The 20,233-nt window shown below is 45.9% G+C and carries 19 protein-coding genes; 12 read left to right on the top strand and 7 right to left on the bottom strand.

What is annotated here, in order from left to right; translation table 11 throughout:
- Positions 1-179: 179 nt before the first annotated feature.
- Both QUA07_RS20875 and prfC read right to left on the bottom strand, forming a co-directional pair.
- Positions 180-452 carry a hypothetical protein gene (locus QUA07_RS20875; protein ID WP_333328670.1) on the bottom strand — a complete coding sequence of 91 codons (273 nt, stop codon included), beginning with the start codon at positions 450-452 and terminating at the stop codon, positions 180-182.
- 545 nt (positions 453-997) lie between these two features.
- On the bottom strand, positions 998-2,626 hold the full coding sequence (gene prfC / locus QUA07_RS20870) for a peptide chain release factor 3 (protein ID WP_333247360.1): 1,629 nt from the start codon (positions 2,624-2,626) through the stop codon (positions 998-1,000).
- A 103-nt stretch (positions 2,627-2,729) separates the two neighbouring features.
- Here prfC and QUA07_RS20865 point away from each other — a divergent pair, with 103 nt between their 5' ends.
- Positions 2,730-3,074, top strand: a complete 345-nt coding sequence (locus QUA07_RS20865) for a DUF4870 domain-containing protein (RefSeq protein ID WP_333161840.1) — start codon at positions 2,730-2,732, stop codon at positions 3,072-3,074.
- A 767-nt stretch (positions 3,075-3,841) separates the two neighbouring features.
- On the opposite strand, the gene QUA07_RS20860 is transcribed toward QUA07_RS20865, so the two are convergent.
- Both QUA07_RS20860 and QUA07_RS20855 read right to left on the bottom strand, forming a co-directional pair.
- Positions 3,842-4,084, bottom strand: coding sequence for a DUF2127 domain-containing protein (locus QUA07_RS20860; RefSeq protein ID WP_333328707.1), 243 nt, complete (start codon positions 4,082-4,084; stop codon positions 3,842-3,844).
- A gap of 347 nt (positions 4,085-4,431) precedes the next feature.
- Entirely contained in the window at positions 4,432-7,308 is a 2,877-nt protein-coding gene (locus QUA07_RS20855; RefSeq protein ID WP_333328666.1) for a CBS domain-containing protein, read from the bottom strand.
- Between the two features lie 316 nt (positions 7,309-7,624).
- On the opposite strand from QUA07_RS20855, the gene psbZ reads away from it, so the two are divergent.
- The 6 genes from psbZ (at position 7,625) to QUA07_RS20825 (ending at position 13,034) form a co-directional block, all read left to right on the top strand.
- The gene (gene psbZ, locus QUA07_RS20850) at positions 7,625-7,816 is read left to right on the top strand and encodes a photosystem II reaction center protein PsbZ (protein ID WP_190735314.1); all 192 of its coding nucleotides are present in this window, start codon (positions 7,625-7,627) and stop codon (positions 7,814-7,816) included.
- Between the two features lie 220 nt (positions 7,817-8,036).
- Complete coding sequence (ribH, locus tag QUA07_RS20845; RefSeq protein WP_333094553.1) at positions 8,037-8,627, top strand: 6,7-dimethyl-8-ribityllumazine synthase; 591 nt, start codon at positions 8,037-8,039, stop codon at positions 8,625-8,627.
- Positions 8,628-8,943: 316 nt separating this feature from the next.
- Positions 8,944-10,254, top strand: coding sequence for a 30S ribosomal protein S12 methylthiotransferase RimO (gene rimO / locus QUA07_RS20840; protein WP_333059616.1), 1,311 nt, complete (start codon positions 8,944-8,946; stop codon positions 10,252-10,254).
- A 775-nt stretch (positions 10,255-11,029) separates the two neighbouring features.
- Positions 11,030-12,496: a DEAD/DEAH box helicase gene (locus tag QUA07_RS20835; protein ID WP_333085686.1), complete on the top strand. Its 1,467-nt coding sequence runs from the start codon at positions 11,030-11,032 to the stop codon at positions 12,494-12,496.
- Positions 12,497-12,585: 89 nt separating this feature from the next.
- On the top strand, positions 12,586-12,771 hold the full coding sequence (locus QUA07_RS20830) for a hypothetical protein (protein WP_333328663.1): 186 nt from the start codon (positions 12,586-12,588) through the stop codon (positions 12,769-12,771).
- 2 nt (positions 12,772-12,773) lie between these two features.
- Positions 12,774-13,034: a hypothetical protein gene (locus QUA07_RS20825; protein WP_333151551.1), complete on the top strand. Its 261-nt coding sequence runs from the start codon at positions 12,774-12,776 to the stop codon at positions 13,032-13,034.
- Between the two features lie 159 nt (positions 13,035-13,193).
- Here the strand turns inward: QUA07_RS20825 and QUA07_RS20820 are convergent, their stop codons facing one another.
- The gene (locus QUA07_RS20820) at positions 13,194-13,754 is read right to left on the bottom strand and encodes a hypothetical protein (protein WP_333328660.1); all 561 of its coding nucleotides are present in this window, start codon (positions 13,752-13,754) and stop codon (positions 13,194-13,196) included.
- A gap of 395 nt (positions 13,755-14,149) precedes the next feature.
- On the opposite strand from QUA07_RS20820, the gene QUA07_RS20815 reads away from it, so the two are divergent.
- The 3 genes from QUA07_RS20815 (at position 14,150) to QUA07_RS20805 (ending at position 17,815) form a co-directional block, all read left to right on the top strand.
- Positions 14,150-15,352, top strand: a complete 1,203-nt coding sequence (locus QUA07_RS20815; protein ID WP_333328657.1) for a Coenzyme F420 hydrogenase/dehydrogenase, beta subunit C-terminal domain — start codon at positions 14,150-14,152, stop codon at positions 15,350-15,352.
- Positions 15,353-15,450: 98 nt separating this feature from the next.
- Positions 15,451-16,485 (top strand): M28 family peptidase, encoded by a 1,035-nt coding sequence (locus QUA07_RS20810; protein ID WP_333328654.1) that lies wholly within the window; start codon positions 15,451-15,453, stop codon positions 16,483-16,485.
- A gap of 187 nt (positions 16,486-16,672) precedes the next feature.
- The gene (locus tag QUA07_RS20805) at positions 16,673-17,815 is read left to right on the top strand and encodes a leucine-rich repeat protein (protein ID WP_333328651.1); all 1,143 of its coding nucleotides are present in this window, start codon (positions 16,673-16,675) and stop codon (positions 17,813-17,815) included.
- Positions 17,816-17,934: 119 nt separating this feature from the next.
- Here QUA07_RS20805 and QUA07_RS20800 read toward each other — a convergent pair whose 3' ends face one another.
- Both QUA07_RS20800 and QUA07_RS20795 read right to left on the bottom strand, forming a co-directional pair.
- Positions 17,935-18,306: a DUF2237 domain-containing protein gene (locus QUA07_RS20800; protein ID WP_333109180.1), complete on the bottom strand. Its 372-nt coding sequence runs from the start codon at positions 18,304-18,306 to the stop codon at positions 17,935-17,937.
- A 49-nt stretch (positions 18,307-18,355) separates the two neighbouring features.
- Positions 18,356-18,817, bottom strand: coding sequence for a GNAT family N-acetyltransferase (locus QUA07_RS20795; protein ID WP_333328648.1), 462 nt, complete (start codon positions 18,815-18,817; stop codon positions 18,356-18,358).
- A gap of 236 nt (positions 18,818-19,053) precedes the next feature.
- Between QUA07_RS20795 and QUA07_RS20790 the strand changes: the two genes are divergently transcribed.
- Entirely contained in the window at positions 19,054-19,686 is a 633-nt protein-coding gene (locus QUA07_RS20790) for a Vat family streptogramin A O-acetyltransferase (protein ID WP_333328645.1), read from the top strand.
- 46 nt (positions 19,687-19,732) lie between these two features.
- Positions 19,733-20,053: a DUF2834 domain-containing protein gene (locus QUA07_RS20785; protein ID WP_333328642.1), complete on the top strand. Its 321-nt coding sequence runs from the start codon at positions 19,733-19,735 to the stop codon at positions 20,051-20,053.
- The last annotated feature ends 180 nt before the right edge of the window (positions 20,054-20,233 follow it).

Genomic DNA, 20,233 nt, shown 5'->3' with positions numbered 1-20,233 from the left:
GCCAGGGAATGAATTCCCTGGCTAATAGCAAAAGTCCTCTAAAGAGGACTAATGAATTCTTCAGTCCTCTTCAGAGGACTTTTGCTTTGAGGCAGGGGTTTCAAACCCTGCCGGACTGCCGGACTCAGGGACAGAGTGTTAAAAGCCCGCCCTCGAATTTAGCTATTTAACCTTGCGGCTTACCGCCCAGATTTTCTCGGCGATGTACTGTCAGCCGATCGCGAACGACGGATCAGCACGCTCATCACCTGCTTCGGATTAGCGGCACGCTGTACGGGACTCCAATCGCCCACTTCTGCAAATCCCAGTCGGTACAAAGTGAGTATGGTTTCCCTGACGCCTTTGGGCGAACCGACAACCGTTAACAGCACCACTTCCTGTTCGCATACTGCTGCTGAGTCGTCATTTGGGCGATCGGATTTGTTGTCGTCAGGCACGAATTCCTGTGACATAATATGTTCTCCTGGTTTTGGGTTTTCTAGAAAAACCCAAAAACCCAGCCGCCCCGCATTTCAACACATAGCAGGGCGGCTACAGAGGATGTTAAGATACTCCGTTAGCCTCCAGACTGCTTGTACCAGTTTGGCGGTTATGCTGTCCATTGCTGCTACCAACAGCTTTGGGCAGTGCAACTAGATTTTTGGGCGACGCGGGCTGCCTCCTCTACAAGCAAGCAACCTCTCACTTCAAAGCGTAGCCGCAGAGGGGGGCCGCCGTCAACCGATTTTAGATTTTGGATTTTGGATTGAAGAGGGGGATTGGGAGATTTTGGGCGATCGGGCTGAAGATTTAGATTTGACGCACCTTACTCGATTAAGCACGCGGCATTGAGCACGCGGCAGTGTCGTTTCTCTACAACTCCTACAATAAATATCATTTGTAGGGACACAACACTGTTGTGTCCTTTGGCTGCGGTAATCAGGGTTTTTTGTTAATAACAATCCCGATTTTTTGGAGGAAACGACAATGCCGTTTCCCTACAAACAAATTATCCCTCTCACTCCTCGCTAACAGCTAAACCAGAAACCACAGGGGCGATCGCATTTAACTTCAACACAGGATGCTCCCCTTCCACCTGTCGGCAATTCCAGTCATTTCTAAACAGCAAAACCGGCCTTCCCCAAGTATCTTTCACCGTCACCGTATTAAATAGCCGCCCAACTTTTTCCAGCGCCTCCCAACCGCCGTCAACCCAACGAGCTACACTGTAAGGCAACATATCGATCGTCGTTTCCACGTTATATTCCGACTGCATTCTGAACTGCACAACTTCAAATTGCAACTGTCCGACAGCAGCCAAAATTGGCTCGCGTTTCGACTCATCAACCGAGTACATAATTTGCACTGCGCCTTCTTCCTGCAACTCCGAAACGCCTTTGCGGAACTGCTTAAACTTAGAAGGATTGGGATTTCTCAAAAAAGCAAAAAGTTCAGGAGAAAAACAGGGAATCCCTTCATATTCCAGTTTTTGACCGGTGTAAATAGTATCGCCGATCGCAAATACCCCCGGATTGTTCAAACCGATCACATCGCCGGGATACGCAACCTCGATCGACTCCCGATCCTGAGCAAATAACTTTTGAGGCCTTGACAAACGCACCGTTTTACCACTGCGAGCGTGAGTCACGTTCATGTCCTTTTCAAATTTGCCCGTACAAACCCGAATAAACGCCACGCGATCGCGATGTCTTGGGTCCATATTCGCTTGCAATTTGAACACAAACCCGGTAAAATCTTCATAAGTTGGTGGCAAGTCTCCGGCGCTGCTCTTGCGGGCGATCGGCTTCATAGCGTAATCTAAAAACGCATCTAAAAACAGTTCGACCCCAAAATTGCTCATGGCGCTGCCAAAGAAAACTGGCGTCATTTTTCCAGCCCGAACCAAGTCTAAATCGAGTTCAGTGCCTAACTCATCCAGCAGTTCTAACTCTTCTTTGAGCTGATAGTAAAGGTCTTGTTCCAACAAATCTTCAATGCGCGGATCGCCCAATTCGATGACGGTATCAACAGCAGCACGAGAACCGTGTTTAGCCCGCTCGAATAAGTGAATTTTGCGCGCCCTGCGATCGAAAACACCTTTAAAGCGATCGCCCGTACCTATTGGCCAATTTACCGGATAAGTCTGCAACCCCAATTCCTTCTCAATTTCGTCCAACAAATCCAAAGGTTCTCGACTAGGGCGATCGAGCTTATTAAAGAAAGTAAAAATAGGCAAACTTCGCAGCTTACAAACTTCAAATAACTTCCGAGTTTGCGGTTCCAAACCCTTAGCAGCATCCTCAAGCATCACTGCATTGTCAGCCGCCGCCAGAGTTCGATAAGTATCTTCGCTAAAATCTTGGTGTCCCGGAGTATCGAGCAGATTAATGTGATATTTTTTATACTCAAACTGCAAAACAGTAGAAGTAATAGAAATTCCCCGCTGCTGTTCCATCGCCATCCAGTCAGATGTAGCGTGTCGCTGAGCCCGCCGCGCTTTCACAGAACCTGCTTCGTGAATTGCACCTCCGTACAGCAGCAGCTTTTCTGTCAAAGTAGTTTTACCCGCGTCGGGGTGCGAGATAATAGCAAAGTTGCGCCGGCGCTCAACAGCAGTTAGCAGTTCAGTTTCGAGTTCTGTTGTCATCACAAATTAGGTAGGGGAATCATCACCCGATCGCCATTATAGCCTGTGCTACAGTTGCTATTAAAGGTAAAATTATCAGTAAAGTCAAGGGAAGAAAACTAATATGTACGATTCCGACAAGCGGAAGCTGCTATCACTGGTGTGCCACGGGGCGATTTTTTTTAGTACGTTACTGTTCTCGATCGGAGCGCCGATCGCTGTATTGTTAGTATCAGATGACCCCGTTGTCAAAGAAAATGCCACAGAAGCGATCAATTTTCACCTTAATGTATGGGTGTACAGCGCCGTAATTGTGGCGTTAACTGTCGTCACTTTCGGTCTTGCTGGTTTTATCTTAGTGCCCCTCGGTTATTTGCTGCACTGGGGACTGACAATAATGGCTATCCTCCACGTTTTGCAAAATCCTAACCAACCTTACCGCTACCCTTTTATTTTCCGAATAGTTTAGACAGCAAATCGCGCTTCACCATTGATTTCTACAACCCGATTTCTTTAACCAGAAACCGGGTTTTTAATTGTTTTCTAACTCACAATGGTGCAACATCTCTGTTTAAACTTACATCTTGCACCATTGTCAAGAAGAACAGGCTTTCCGGCCTGTTCCACAATAAAATTCATCTCTTGTGGAACAGGCCGGAAAGCCTGTTCCTAAACAAGTAATTGAAAATCGTGCAACATCTCAGTTTAAATGAATGTGGGTAGCTCGGTAAGTGATGCCGAAACCTCATCTGCCTAAAGTCGCAATGGTATCTTCACCCTATTGCAGGGCTATTGCTGAGGCTAAGTTCATATTCAGTTGATGCAGTTTCCCACACTATGCTACCGCCTTTGGGTTATTTCGCAGAGTTAAGGCGGATGTTCGATCGCTCCGAACCATCGTTTTTGCTTTAGCTGTGCTATTTTTGCATCTGGCGATCGTTTTAGGCAAATGTTCCACCAATTCTATCTCTACCAGGTGTCTTAAAACTTAATATAATATTTTTCCAATAAAAATCCCGCTCTTGTGGAACGGGAAAGCCATCAGGGTGCATCTATATATATGTCAGTATAACTCATAGGGGGTATAACCCCTCGTAGCTTTATCGAATCTTTACAATCACAAAATTTTTGTAAAGATTGAGGTTTTTATTTGACTGATCAGCCGTTTTATGAAATTAAAAGGGAAAATGCTGACATTTATAAAATCCAGTGAGTTTCCTCTGAATAATCAAAACTTTAAGCTCCTTTACCATGCTTCGGCCAATGGTGGAGCAAATATCCTAAGATGGCTACATTTGTGATAAATACCGCTAACTTAAGTACCGTGACCCCGTGAACTAATTCATATATTTCAGGGGGGATACTGATGCTTACCAGCACTAAAACTAAGATTGTTGCCCAGTCTTTTTCGTACCACAAACCAACGGCTTCAACAGCAGTTAAAACTGCATAAAGTGCTGCGACAAGTCCGCTAAACAGTAAGTTTTTAGGCTGAATAAGTAGAAGTTTATCTACGATGAATTCAAGAACTTTTAGTTGGCTTTATAACAAATAAGATTGCGAAAAATCTTCTAATACTTGATAATTTTTTATGCAAAAAGCAAAGCAATCGAAGTTACTGTCAAGAGGGAAGCCACAAATGTTTTGTAAAGGACAATTGCGATTAAAGCAGGAGCGTGATGTTTCTTCACCTTAATTCTAGAAATATCAATAATGTGCGATCGCCTGGTTAGGCTGTTTGGGATTGAAAACTCAAAATTTAGTAGAGTGCATCAGCAATTAGCTAATCAATTAGAGAAAAAATAACGCGCTGCTGACGCACCTTACTAAGCTTGAGGATAACGTTGTGCCAAGAAAGAGATAGCAGCAGCCCGATCGCCCAAATCGCCATCCAACCTCGCCGCCAACAAATCATCCAACATTCGTTTAAACCCAGGCCCCGGCTTATAACCCAAAGCCTTCAAATCGTTGCCATTCAAAGGCGGCTCAACATTCGCCCATTTGGTGAGATATTCCCAGATTTGGCGGCGGGCACTTCGCGGACTTTGCAGCGCGATCGCAATTAACACCGGCAACTCATAATTTCTCAACAGCAGCACCAATTGACTCGGCAACTCGCACTTAGGCAAATTCTCTGCTAACTGATTCTTTCCGGCTTCCAAAACTTCCAACCGCTTAATGCTGTCAGCAGGTAACTGAAGATTTGCAGCCACCTTGCCTCGATATTCCGGTGCTAAATAAGCTATCAAAACTTCCAGCCGCATCTGCCAATCGGGAATATTGATAATCGGGAATGGGGAATTGGGAATTGGGAATTGGGAATTGTCTCTTCCTTCTTCCTTCTTCCTTCTTCCTTCTTCCTCCTTCCTTCTTCCTTCTTCCTTCTTCCTTCTTCCTTCTTCCTTCTTCCTTCTTCTTCCATTCAAACACCGATCGAGCAAACGCAGTTGCCGCCACAACTCCCGATCCAACTCCAAACTAGGATGAATGCAGCGCAAAGCCTGCAAATCTCCCAACATTTGCAAAGCAACTTTCCAGTAAGGAGCTTGCAAAATGTATTTCAATTCACTTTTGAGCCGAGTTTCCAAAGCCGGAGCTCGACCGTTTTCCCCCTGAATTCGGTAATAAATCCCGCTAGCCAAAGCGTTGCGGATGTATCCTTCCGTCTGCGGCTCAATTTCAAACCCCAAGCGCACCGCAAACCGCACAGCGCGATAAATTCGCGTCGGATCTTCGATAAAACTATTGGCGTGCAAAACTCGAATTTGCTTCGATTCCAAGTCCAGCAAACCGCAAAAAAAATCTAACAATTCGCCACTGCGAGGAACACCCAACCGCACAGCCAGCGCATTAATTGTAAAATCCCTGCGGTACAAATCTTGGCGAATTGAACTCGCTTCAACTTCAGGATTTGCAGCCGGATAAGGATAAAATTCAGTGCGAGCCGTAGCGATATCCACCCACAGCGAGCCGAAAGCAGAGTCTTTGTGCCACAAAAGCGCGGCGGTTTGAAATTGACCGTGAACGTCCAAACGCGATTCGGGGTAAAGTTTTTGCAGCGATGAAGCTAACTCGACACCAGCACCGGAATCGTCGGAACCGCACTTTCCATCCACAACCAAATCAATATCTGTTAGCGCCAGTGTATCATCCGTGGCTAAGAGTAAATCCCGCACTGCTCCACCGACAATATAAAGTTGCCAGCCGCGGTTTTGGGCAATATTGGCGGCGATCGACAATAACTGCCATAATTCGGGACTGATGCGCGATCGCAACAACTGCTCAACCGATTCGGGTACGGCACAATTAGAAAATTCTGCATTGCTTCCCCTGTCTCGCGCTTTTTGCTGGTGCAATTCGCGCAACACATCAGTCCGGGTAACAATTCCCACCAGTTGACCGTTTTCCAATACTGGCAAGCGTCCGATATCGTATGTCACCATTAAAGATTCAATTTCCGGCAGCAAGGTATCTGGGGCGATCGTTTTTAACTGCCAAGTCATGTAACCCTTCACCGGGGCGTGACTGAAACCGTGGTGCAGGGCAATGTCAATGTCGCGGCGCGAGATAATGCCAGCAAGTCGATCGCCCGCATCGACCACACAAAGCCCGGAATGTCCGTAACGTAGGAGGATACGGTGAGCTTCGCCCACCGAGGTTTCCGGGCGAATACTCCGCACTGGAGACGACATTAATTCGCGGGCTGTCGGAGGGTGGGGAATTTGAGCTTTGAGTTCGTCAGCTAACTGATTTAAAGTCAGCAGGGGGTCAACATCGCGGGTGGCGAGGGAAGCAGCGCCGGCGTGGCCTCCGCCGCCGAGGGGTTTGAACAATTCGCTGAGGTTTGTGCCTTCGATGCGCGATCGACCGATAATAGTTAATCGATTGGAAACTGGCGATTCGGGATCGATGTTGCGGTTGTTTTCGTTTTCGCTAAATTTATAAACATTACCTAACAGCAGAGCATCGGTTTCAGTCAAATCGAGCAAGCGAGAAGCCAGGGAAGAAAGCCCCGGAACGTAGGATTCGGTGGATAGCAGCACCCAGGCTATGCTGTAACCGTGCAAAGTTTCCGATCGCAAATTATTCAGCGCTTCTCTCAGCAAATCTTGCAATTGAGGAGACAAACCGGGTTCTACATATTCAGCTATTACCCCCAAACTCGCTCCTTGTTCCATCAACCAGGCCAAAGCTATTGCATCTCGCGCAGTTGCCCCCTCAAAGGTGAGGGAACCTGTATCGACGTGGATGCCGAGGGCCATGACTGTTGCTTCCGAAGGGAGAAGGCGGAATGGTGTGTCGCTCTTTTCTGCTTGATTTTTGAGCTTTTCGACAATTAATGTCGTGCTGGCTCCGACTGCTTCGATCTGCGTCACTGTAGCGGGGATGTCGGAATGCGCCTCTAGGTGGTGGTCGAAAACAGCAATTTCGCTTACTTGTGGCAAATCCAGCCACTCGGCGGCTTTTCCCAAGCGATCGCGCTGGGAGGTATCAACTATAGTAATCGATCGAATTCGTTGGGGATTGACCGATCGGCGTTCAATCAGCGGGTACTCGTCGCGGTGTAGCGCCAAAAAATCCCGCACTGTCGGATGACACCCGCCCGTCAATACGATCCTGCTACCGGGGCGCAGCACGCAAAGTCCCACCGCCGCCCCCAAGGCGTCAAAATCTGCTGTTGTGTGGCACAAAACTAAGTCCATAGCCGAAAATCCCGCATCTCTAACTCAAACAGTAGCAATTTCTCGCCCTCTGAAACCGGATGTGTCGATCGGGCTTTAAGTTAACCTTTCCAGTTTTCTGTGCTGTAGCGAACAATGATAAAATTGATAAAAATCTTAAGAGCCGCTGACGCCTGTTCGCGCAACGCCCGAATTTGCCTGGGTTCTTTCGTATCAATCAACCGACAATTTCTCGATCGACTATCGGGAAACTGTCAAAAACTAGAATTTGGAAGATTTTTTTCGGTTCTGGGAAACTATTTCCGATCAACGCACGGTTATATCGAAAGGAGAAAAGATGTTATCAATTCTGTTTCAAGTGGTTTTACTGGGTCTGGTACTGCTGTCTTTTGTGATGGTCGTTGGCGTGCCAGTTGCTTATGCCTCTCCCCAAAACTGGAATCAGTCTAAATCCCTGATTTATGTTGGGTCGGGTCTCTGGTTTTTGCTGGTTATTGCAGTGGGTGTATTGAACTTTTTAGTCGTTTAATTTCACCCAAGTCTATCGAATCAAGAAGGTAAAAGATAGAAGGCGGAAGGCATTCACCAGCGATTGAAAGGCATTCGGCAGAAGCTAGGAATTTTCCAGACCGCGCGACCCTGTATGTTTTTGCACTTGAGATTCAGATGAGATGCTGCTGCTTTCTGACTTTTGCCTTCTCACAAACAAAAATCTAAAATCTAAAACCTAAAATCTAAACTAGAGCACTATGACTGTTTTCGAGGGAACTTTTACTCACACCGAATCTTTGCGATTTGCTATTGTCATCGGTCGTTTTAACGATTTGGTGGTTAACAAACTTTTGGAGGGATGTCAAGATTGTTTGAAACGCCACGGGGTTGATATTAATCCTCATGGCTCTCAAGTGGACTTTTTTTGGGTTCCGGGAAGTTTTGAGATTCCTTTGGTGGCGCGCCAAGCTGCTCTTTCTCACCGCTACGATGCGGTAATTTGTCTGGGTGCGGTAATTCGGGGCCAAACTCCTCATTTTGATTTTGTGGCTGGTGAGGTTGCTAAGGGAATTGCTGCTGCTGCTTTTCAGACAGGGGTGCCGGTGATTTTTGGGGTGGTGACGACTGACACGATGCAGCAAGCTTTGGAAAGGGCTGGAATTAAAAGCAATTTGGGCTGGAATTATGCGATGAGTGCTTTGGAAATGGGCACTTTGATGCGCCAAGTTAAGGGTTTGGGAACACACTCTTACGGTCACTTAGCTAGTGGATCTGCTGCTCAAGTGCTTTCGGGCGAAGCCAATCTGGCGATCGCCCCTGATGTATCATCGGATCAAATCCCCTCGTAAGTTCGGCTAAGCTGTTGTGGCATTTATATTCTATGTCAAAAAACAATAAAACTATTGTGGGGCGGGCGGGACGCCCACCCAGAATATGCAATTTAAATGCGCGACAGCTTAGCAGTAGTTTTAAGCTCAAAAAACATCAAGATTTGCATCGGGAAAAATCTTAAGACTCTTGTGGGGTGGTAATTATGCCCGCCCCCAAGGTAAAAGTTCCACTGGTCGCAGCCGATCGACAAATTAGACCAATATCTTGCCAATTGGCAATGAGTGTGATATAATAAAATGTTCTTAGAAATAGCGCAACACTAACTATTACTGCATGGCAACGAAGCCAACGATCGCATTTACTCACCTCGGCTGCGAAAAAAATCGCATCGATACCGAACACATGATTGGCTTGCTGGCTCAAGCGGGCTATCAAGTGGATTCTAATGAAGAATTAGCTGATTATGTTGTAGTCAATACTTGTAGTTTTATCCAAGCTGCGCGAGAAGAGTCAGTTCGCACCTTGGTAGAATTGGCAGAAGCTAATAAAAAAGTAGTGATCACGGGCTGCATGGCACAGCATTTTCAGCAGGAATTGCTGGACGAATTGCCCGAAGCAGTCGCAATTGTCGGCACTGGTGACTATCACAAAATAGTCAATGTTATGCAGCAGGTGGAAAAGGGCGATCGAGTTTCCCTCGTCTCTTCAGAACCTACTTACATCGCTGACGAAACTACTCCCCGCTACCGCACCACATCGGAAGGTGTCGCTTATCTGCGAATAGCAGAAGGCTGTGACTACCGCTGTGCATTTTGCATTATCCCGCACTTGCGCGGAAATCAAAGGTCGCGGACGATCGAGTCTATTGTCGCCGAAGCTAAGCAATTAGCATCCGAAGGGGTAAAGGAAATTATCTTAATTTCTCAAATTACCACCAACTACGGCAAAGATATTTATGGCGAACCGAAACTAGCCGAACTGCTTCGGGCTTTGGGTGAAGTAGATGTACCTTGGATTCGGATGCACTACGCCTATCCTACAGGTTTGACTCCGCAAGTTGTCGCAGCCATCCGCGAAACACCCAACGTTTTGCCGTATTTGGATTTACCCCTGCAACACTCGCACCCGGAAATTTTGCGGGCGATGAATCGACCTTTTCAAGCTGGGATCAATGATGCCATAGTCGATCGGCTCAAAGCAGCACTTCCCGGCGCCGTGATGCGGACAACTTTTATTGTTGGCTTCCCCGGCGAAACCGACGAACACGCAGCACACTTGCTGGAATTTGTCAAGCGCCACGAATTCGATCACGTAGGAGTTTTTGTATTTTCGCCAGAAGAAGGAACCCCAGCCTTCAGCTTGCCCCAGCAAATACCTGCAGAAATAATGGAAATGCGGCGCAATTCGGTAATGGCGGCACAACAACCTATATCATTGAAGAAGAATCAAGAGTCTGTCGGTCAGGTAGTTGATGTCCTGATAGAACAAGAACAACCAGAGACAGGCGAGTTGATTGGTAGATCCGCTCGGTTTTCCCCAGAAGTAGATGGACTCGTCTACGTCACAGGAGAAGCGCGGCTGGGTTCAATCGTATCTGTGAAAATTACTGGTGCAGATGTCTACGACCTCTACGGTCAAGTGTAAGTATTGCTGGAACTGTTGTCTGAGACGGTGCGGCGAACAAAAACCGGACACGAGCCAAAAATGATTAGCAGATTGTGCAACAAAAGTAACAGTTAGTACACAATTGTGCAAAGATATGTAGCAAAGGGGTTCTAAACTTTTTTAGCCCCTCTCTGGCAATCGACCCTCCCCGTCGGGGTGCGGTAATCTCTACAGAACATCGGAAAATTTTAACGAATTTAATGTTTTGTTTCTGAATGTAAAGAGTTATGATGATAACAAGCCAGAAATAAGCGGGGATAATTTGAGATTGCTTCGCCGTCCGCCCTACACCACAACGGTATCCCGAAAGAGTGTTGAGATGGATAGGCGGTAACGGTCGCCCCATCCCCCGCTCAATCCCGCAGGCGACGGATTGCGGGATAGCGCCTGAACCAAACAACCTGTTACTACATGAGTAGTGAAGTGGGGCTGGTCATGATCCTCACTATAAAATGCCTAAGAGGGAAAGCTTGCAAGTACCTCAAAGGAAGTCCAATGTCCTGTTTTAAGAATGTTGGAAGCCTATAACCCGACCCCTGGCGGTTGGTATCGGTGATGTCACAAAATCAAAGACGGCTGTCGAATTGGTAAATTTAGTCACCATCGACGGAGCTGCCCTATACTCGATTGCTATTTAAGAAGGTGCGCGCAGGCGCAGCACCATAAAGAACTCTTATGAGTTCCTGCCCTAGAGCAGAAATCCGCATCCGAGTTGGGCAACTTAGAAGGCTAAGACTCGTTATTAGGAGCATTAATGAATTTATTGTTTGAAGGCTTAGGTCTTTCGGAAGAACTCGTTCTCCATCTGGAAACACTAGGCTTTACAGAACCTACTCCCATCCAAGTACAAGCAATTCCGCACCTGTTAGCAGGTCGCGACGTTGTGGGTCAAGCCCAAACAGGGACAGGCAAAACGGCAGCATTCTCGTTGCCCATCTTGGAGCGGATTGATTTAGATGTGACTGCGGTGCAAGCACTGGTGCTGACGCCGACTCGCGAATTGGCGATGCAAGTAACTGAAGCCATCCGTGATTTGAGCGGCATTAGCAGCGACGGCCCTGTAAAAGTGGGTCGCTCTCTGCAAGTTCTGACAGTGTACGGCGGTCAATCGATCGATCGTCAAATGCAGCGTTTGAAGCGCGGCGTGCACGTAGTTGTCGGTACACCCGGACGCATATTGGATATGCTCAGCCGCGGCAGCCTGAAACTAGACAAGGTAAAGTGGCTGGTTTTGGATGAAGCTGACGAAATGCTGAGCATGGGCTTTATCCAAGATGTGGAAAAAATCTTGGATGCTGCACCAAAAGAACGTCAAACGGCATTTTTCTCGGCGACGATGGAAGCTTCCATTCGGAAATTGGTGGCGCGGCATTTGCGTAACCCAGTCAACGTCACCGTAGAACAGCCAAAAGCAACGCCAAAGCGTATCAGCCAAGGCGTGTACATGATTCCCCGTGGCTGGTCGAAGGCAAGAGCCCTACAGCCAATCCTAGAAATGGAAGACCCGGAATCTGCACTGATTTTTGTGCGGACGCGGCAGTCGGCGGCAGAACTCACCAGCCAACTGCAAGCAGCAGGTCACAGTGTTGATGAGTATCACGGTAATTTGAATCAGGCACAGCGGGAACGTTTGTTGCATCGGTTCCGCCAATGTCAGGTGCGCTGGGTAGTGGCGACTGATATTGCGGCGCGGGGTTTGGACGTGGATCACTTGACTCACGTGATTAACTACGATTTACCCGACAGTGTGGAAAGCTACGTTCACCGGATCGGACGCACGGGCCGGGCTGGTCGCGAAGGAACGGCGATTACGCTGATTCAACCGGTCGATCGCCGCAAACTGCGCTTGATTGAACGCCACGTGCGATCAAGCTTGACGGTGCGAAACATTCCGACACGGGCGCAAATTGAAGCTCGTCAGTTGGAAAAGATGCAGGGTAAAGTTCGCGAAGCTTTGGCTGGCGAACGGATGGCATCTTTCTTGCCTCTGGTGTCTCAGTTGTCCGAGGAGTACGACTCCCACGCGATCGCCGCTGCTGCTTTGCAAATGGCTTTCGATCAAAGCCGTCCTGCTTGGATGGGCGCGGATTACGCTCAACAAGAAGATCCCCCGATTGGTGGAGAAAACAGCGTCAAGCCTATCTTGATCAAAAAGCGGGCTAAGACTGGTGAGGCGACTTTTTCTGGAGCACCGAGTGCTCCTGTTCCCCAGAACCGCTAATTGCTAGGGTGCACTCGGTGCACCTTATTTAGAATTATTGTAGAGATGCGATATCGCGTCTCTACTTTTTTGTATGGGTATGAGACTCTATGGGGAATAAAAATCACAAAAAAGCTCTTCGTTCCTTGAACAAGCGGATTGCAGAACATGAAGAAAAGATTAGACTGGAATATCAGAAGGATTTTCCCGATGAAGGCTTAATCCGGCATTGGGAAAGTGAAATTCGAGCTTTTGAGAAAGGAATTCAGCAAGCTTTAAAACGATTGGGTAAATAAAGATGCAAGTTAGCGATCGGACAATTTCTGTAACTAATTCTACGCTGAGAACGTTAATTGATGAATTGGGTACTGAGTGTCAAAATGTGATTACTTTAATCCATCAGCTTCAGTTACCTGATTTGAGCGATCGACAAAAAGCTGAAATTCTAGCAGAGTTCCTGAGTGCTGCAATCCATCTCAACGTTCACTGCGGAGAGGATTTTCAGACACTAATTGCTGAGGAAATGACACAATTGTCGGATGATGATGAAGAGGATTAAGGAGACGCGGGCGATTCCCTACGGGATAGCTACGCTTCACGCACATCAGGAAAAAGCCCTCCAGTCAACTCACAGAAAGGCTAAAAATCCTCATAAATAAGGAATAAAGTCATTACTACAAACTTGTGAACCCGGACTTTTGCACAGTTGTTTAATATTTCAGTTTAGCTGCGTGCTCACAAGAATTTTATGTACGCGATCGCCCTTAATTTCCACAATCAAATTAGAAGCCTTTTGGTCATTGCTATAAGTCAACAGAGTCACTCCACCCTGCACAGATTGCGACCCATAACCGTAAGTTTTAACAACTTTTTGCCTGTTATCTCCTAGCTTCACACCATCAATTGTCAGAAACTTGGGATTGGTAGTAGAAACTAAATAAACTTTGCCCTCCCATGCTGCTACCGTCAATCCTGAGTAGGTTAGCGTGCGAATCTTGCCACCGATGCCAGGCCCAGCAGGTTTAGTTTCGTCGCGCTGCGGTTTTCCAAACTTACGTTTTGCCTCTTCTACAGACATCCCCAACCGAACCCCGCCAATCCCCAGGCGCGAATAGTTCATCGCCGCCGGTTTTTGTGTCGCGGTGAGCATTCTTTCTAGAGTCGCAACAGTTTGATTCATAGCGAGGACAGGACGAACTAAAGCAGCAAATCCGAAACTCGAAATTGCGAGATTCATCATGATGCCAGCGACGGCTGTTGTCACAAACATTTTTACCATTTTTTTATAGCTTTATTTGGCAATGTATTCGCGCGATCGCCCGCTAGATCCGGATTGATACTAACAGGACTTACACAAACACTCCTGGAAGCACTGCGAGTCTTTGAAACTGGATTTTTTTTACCAAAACTACATAAAGAAACTCGGTTTTTACCCTAAATCTTAGGTTTAACAATGAGGTATTCAGCCAGAAACCCCGTTTCTAGCGCAACCTAGGTAAGTCCTGACTAATATTTTTTAACTTGTGAAAACCGCCAATTTCGGGCGAACCGAATTTGCTCCCGTACAAACTTGCGTCCGCCTGCCGGGACTGAAAGAAAGAATAAAGTAGGTAACAACGGAAATTGCTGTGATATCCTAACAAAAGCCATATCTGCATAAAATAAGTAATTTAGATGACCGCAACAGATTCTACTAAGCACCAAAAATCCAAAGCCCTCAAACCGGGTAGCCGTCGCCCCGCTAAAGAACTTTGCAGCGAGTGCGGTTTGTGCGATACATATTACATTCATTATGTCAAGGAATCTTGTGCTTTCTTAACACAGCATATTGCAGAACTGGAAGAAGAGATTCACGGGCGATCGCGCAATCTCGATAATCCCGACGATTGGTATTTCGGAGTCAGTCAAAACATGATGGCGGCTCGTAAAAAAGAGCCGATCGAGGGCGCTCAGTGGACGGGAATCGTCAGCACAATTGCCATTGAAATGCTCGAAAAAGGAATTGTAGAAGGCGTTGTTTGCGTCCAAAATACTAAGGAAGACCGCTTTCAGCCGATGCCGATTATTGCTAGAAATCGTGAAGAGATTCTGGCTGCAAAAGTAAACAAACCCACTCTCTCCCCAAATCTTTCAGTATTAGAACAAATTGAACAATCAGGGATGAAGCGGCTGTTAGTAATTGGCGTCGGCTGTCAAATTCAAGCCTTGCGAACAGTCGAGAAAAAACTCGGTTTAGAAAAGCTCTACGTTTTGGGAACTCCCTGTGTTGATAATGTCAGCCGCGCGGGCTTGCAGAAATTCCTAGATACGACGAGCCGTTCTCCCGAAACAGTTGTATCTTATGAGTTTATGCAAGACTTTAACGTTCACTTCAAACACGAAGATGGTTCGGAAGAAAAAGTGCCGTTTTTTGGCTTGAATACTAAAGAATTGAAAGATGTCTTTGCTCCTTCTTGTTTGAGCTGTTTTGATTATGTCAATTCTTTAGCAGATTTAGTTGTGGGCTACATGGGCGCACCTTTTGGTTGGCAGTGGATTGTAGTGCGAAATGACACCGGGCAAGAAATGTTAGATTTGGTAACGGATCAGTTAAATACTCAGCCGGTGATGTCTCAGGGAAACCGAAAAGAAGCCGTTCAGCAAAGCATTCCGGCTTATGAAAAAGGAGTGACTTTGCCAATGTGGGCGGCGAAGTTAATGGGAGTTTTTATTGAGAGAATTGGGCCGAAGGGCTTGGAATATGCTCGGTTTTCGATTGATTCTCATTTCACTCGCAATTATCTGTACGTGAAGCGGAATTACCCGGAGAAATTAGAGGCTCATGTGCCGGAATATGCTAAGCGGATTGTGGGGCAGTATAAGTTACCAGATGTGTAAACTTGTAGGGTGCGTTAGTCAAAAGTTGTTGGATTATTGAAAAAATAACGCTAACTGACGCACCCTGCTACTCAAGGATAGCAAAAGATAGAAAACAAATGCACTTGGGAAAGATCGAATTATGGAATCGCAGAACGTTAACTAGACTGGCTATCCTTAGTACGATCTTAATTAGTCTGAGTAGTGGGATATGGTTGAGTATGATTGCAATGCCAGGGAAAAGCTACAGCGGGACCATTCCCCCTTTAACAGCACAGGAAATATCGCTCCGAGACGCTTTACAGCGCGATGTGGAAAAGCTCTCTGGTGAAATTGGAGAGCGCAATTTTATACAATATCAAAAACTTGGAGAAGCTGCTGACTTTCTCGAAGTATCTTTTCAAGCTGCTGGCTATAAAGTTGAACGACAAGGATATAAAATTGATGATAAATTTTATTATAACATAGAAGTAGAGATTCCAGGGGGAAAAAATGCAGATGAAATAGTTGTAATTGGAGCACATTATGATTCTGTGGTGGGGAGTCCAGGGGCAAATGATAACGCAACTGGGGCGGCGGGAGTGCTGGCTTTAGCGAGAATGTTTGCAGGTAAAAAGCCTGAAAAGACTGTGCGTTTTGTTGAGTTTGTGAATGAGGAACCGCCTTTTTTCTGGACTGCTGATATGGGGAGTTTGGTTTATGCCAAAAGATGCAGAGAGCGTAATGAAAAAATTGTTTCGATGCTCAGTTTAGAAACAATTGGTTATTACTCAGATGCCAAAAACAGCCAGAAATATCCAGCACCATTAAACCTTTTTTATCCTACATCGGGAAACTTTATCGGATTTATTGGCAATACGTCCTCAAGTAAACTGGTTAGAGAGGCGATCGCATCTTTCCGCCGCCATGCTGAATTTCCCTCGGAAGGTGCAGCAATTCCAGGTGGTATTCCTGGTGTTGGTTGGTCTGATCAATGGTCTTTTTGGCAACATGGTTATCCAGGGCTGATGGTGACAGATACTGCTCCCTATCGCTATCCTTACTATCACACGGCGCAAGATACACCCGATAAGGTTGACTGGGAACGGACGACGAAGGTGATAGCTGGATTGGAGAAAGTCGTGGCAGATTTGGTGGGAGTTGATATTAATTAGTTGCGTAGGGTGCCAGCGGGTAAATATCCTCGCTGGGCGCAGAATATCAGGCAAAATGACGCACCTATAAATTAGTATAAGTTGCCTGATTGAGGTGATTAAGAGAGTTTTTAATAGATGTTTTGCAGGCACACGGTAAGGCAGTGTCTTTGTTTTATCTAGGGGTAAAAATTATAGGTACAAGATTATGACCCTCATAGTTGTACAGAAACACATGAAGTTACCAAAGTCGATCGCACTTACTTGTTGTGTGCTTCTAGCATTATCTGGAAATGGAGTGTCCGCGAAAGCAGCAGAAGTGCGATCGGGAAACAAAACATTTGCTCAATGGTGTCGCGAAAAAGATTCTTTGAGTCCAGAAGCTAAACATACTGTTGATATGCTGTTAAAAATAGCAGGAACTACTGAGTGCGATGAGGGCGATCGCCAACTTTCTAGTATCACAGGAATTAGCTTTACGAAGGAAGGAATCAGCGACATCAAACCGCTAGCATCCTTAACTCACCTGAAGGTTCTCCGGCTTATCAACTGTTCTATCAGCGACATCAAACCGCTAGCATCCTTAACTAACCTGACTTTGCTCAACCTCAGCAGCAATCAAATTAGTGACATCAAACCGCTAGCATCCTTGGTTAACCTGAAAGTGCTCAACATCGGGAACAATCATATCCGCGACATCAAACCGCTAGCATCCTTGACTAACCTGACTGAAATCGTCCTCATCGAAAATCAGATCGATGACATCACACCGCTAGCATCCTTGACTAACCTGAAAGGGCTTTTCCTCCGCAGCAATCAGATTGACGACATCAAGCCACTAGCATCTTTGACTAACCTGGAAGGGATCGATCTCGCTGGCAATCAAATTAGTGACATCAAACCGCTAGCATCTTTGATGAAACTGACTTTTATCGACCTCAGCAGCAATCAGATTAGTGACATCAAATCACTAGCATCCTTGACTAACCTAGAAGGGATTAACCTCAGCTCGAATCAAATCGGTGATATCAAACCGCTAGCATCCTTGACTAATCTGGAAGGGCTATCACTTAACAAGAATGAGCTCGCTGACCTTAAACCGCTAGAATTCTTGACTAAACTGGAGACTCTCTGGCTCAACAACAATCACATCGTTGATATCAAACCGCTAGCATCCTTGACTAAGCTGACTTTACTCTCACTCGAAAACAATCAAATCGGCGACATCAAACCGCTAGCATCTTTCACTAAACTGACAGAACTCTACCTTAGCGGAAATGCGATCGCTCCCAAAACTTGCCCTCTCAAGCCAGAGTCTATCTGTAAGTGGGAACCACAAACTCAACCATAAAACTTTACAGTGACGCCCGATCGCACTTAAATATTTGAGTTACGAACGATAAATTTGCAATTCATCCGAAAAACCCGATCGCCCTTATTGACTAAAAGCGATCGCACACCAACATCCTCCTACAAATCAGCAGCGTGCTGCTTCAATTCATCCAAAGAAACGTATTCCAAAGTCAAGGCGTGAGTCGCAGCCAAAACCACAGGCGGCGCAACTCCTGCATCCATTGCTTCCTTCCACCGAGAAGCGCACAAACACCAGCAATCCCCAGGCTTCAAACCGGGAAAGTTAAATTCGGGAACCGGAGTGCTCAAATCATTTCCGTTCGATTTAGTGAATTGCAAAAACTCTTCTGTCAGTTGAGCACAAACAGTGTGAGCCCCAAAGTCGCCACCACCTGTATTGCATTTGCCGTCCCGATAATATCCTGTCATTGGCGAAGTGCAGCAATTCTCTAACTTTCCGCCCAGCACATTTGTAGCTTCCGTCACCATCGCAACTCCTGAGTAAAACTCTTCGATCTAATTTTACACAAATCGTTGTTTATATATTTTTTTCCATGACAAAGTTGATTAATTTTTGTCCTCTGCATTCTACTTCTTGTTTTCTAATCACAATAAATCCCTGGCTTTCAAAAAAAGGTCGAGCTGTAATGCTGACTTCGGCAAATAACTTGTTAATTCCTAAGTCTTGGGCTTTTGACTCAATGTGTTTTAAAATTAGCCTGCCGACTCCTTGCCTTTGAAAATCTTGAGCACAGAAAAAGCAATCGATATGGCCGCTTGCTTCTAATTCCCCAAAACCTGCAATTTTCTCACCCTCTTCTGCTACGAAAGTAAATTTACTGCTTAAGCTTTTAGTCCAACTTTCGATATCCATATCTGCTGGCGCCCAAGCATCTACTTGTGCTTGTGTGTAATCTCGGATGTTTACTTCGTGTATGGTGTCGTAAAACAGTTGTACAATTTGTTGGGTATCACCGATTTCGTAGGTTCGTACTCTCATAAATTATCTCACTGCGATCGCTTCTTTAATATTAATTTGGGATTTTTAACCGCTTCGGAACGCGGATGGATGTTAGCTTTTACCATTGTGTCTCATTTCTTGCAGCGCGATCGACCCAAATTTTCTCTCCCACCCCTTGACAAACACTCTTACTCTATGTTAACGAATTAGAAGCAAACCTCACTCGAATTAACACTACATTAATCCAGCAGCTTAACGAATAAGCATTGAAACTTATGACAGAAATTGGGCCAGATCCAAACCGACCCTATCCGATGGCCGACCAACGGCGCGTATGCTTCATCAAAAACTTTATTAAATCCCCCAACATTATCGTCGGCGATTACTCATATTACGACGATCCAATAGAACCAGAAAACTTTGAAAGAAATGTACTTTATAATTACGGAAACGATCGATTAATTATTGGCAAATTTTGTGCGATCGCCACCAACGTCAAATTCATAATGAACGGTGCAAATCATAAACTCGACGGAATTTCAACTTATCCTTTTCCGGTCTTTGGGAATGGTTGGGAAACAGCCATGAATTTAGTAATGGAACTGCCAAGTAAAGGCGATACCGTCATTGGCAATGATGTTTGGATCGGCTATGAATCCCTGATTATGCCCGGAGTCAAAATCGGCGACGGTGCCGTCATAGCCGCCAAATCCGTTGTAGTAAAAGACATTCCCCCTTACACTATTGTCGGTGGCAACCCCGCCCATCCAATCAAACAGCGTTTTAGCGATTCTGAAGTTGCACAACTATTAGAAATTCGGTGGTGGGATTGGGAAATCGAGAAGATTTCGCGCAATGTGAGCATAATTATGCAAAACGATATTCAAGCACTCAGCAATGCTGAGTAAACTCTCAAATACAACGGTTTTTAATTAACAAAGTGGAGGTTGGAAAATGTTGAAAATTGCCTACTTAATTTTCTGTATTCTAGGCACGGCTTTGCCCTACTCCCAGTTTGTCCCGTTTCTTTTAGAAGAAGGGTTGAATATTAACGCTTTCTTCGGTGAGTTGTTTGCCAATCAAATTTCCGGTTTTTTCGGCATGGATGTAATAGTGTCATCCCTAGTTTTTGGTACTTTTGTATTTAGCGAAGGTTCGCGTCTCAAAATGAAAAACTTGTGGATTTATATTGCCAGTAACTTACTGGTGGGTGTTTCCCTGGGTTTGCCTTTATTTCTCCTAATGCGGCAGCGCAAACTTGAAGAAACACCTTGAGAGTTTTGTAGTTGTTGGGTTTGGCTTCCGCTAAACCCAACCTACACAATCTAAAAACCCAAAATCAGCGTCAATCTGCGTGCATCTGCGGTTAAAAATCCTCAGATTCTTGCAAAAATCTACTCTTTAATTCAAAACTCAGGGGAGAACAGGGAGCCCCCCTACCCCAAGAGGCCTCGC

This window comes from Microcoleus sp. T3_A4 (assembly GCF_036700465.1).
In the GTDB taxonomy this organism is placed as follows: Bacteria; Cyanobacteriota; Cyanobacteriia; order Cyanobacteriales; family Microcoleaceae; genus Microcoleus.
The sequence above is the reverse complement of the archived record's forward strand: the minus strand, read 5'-3'. Positions and strand labels throughout refer to the sequence as shown.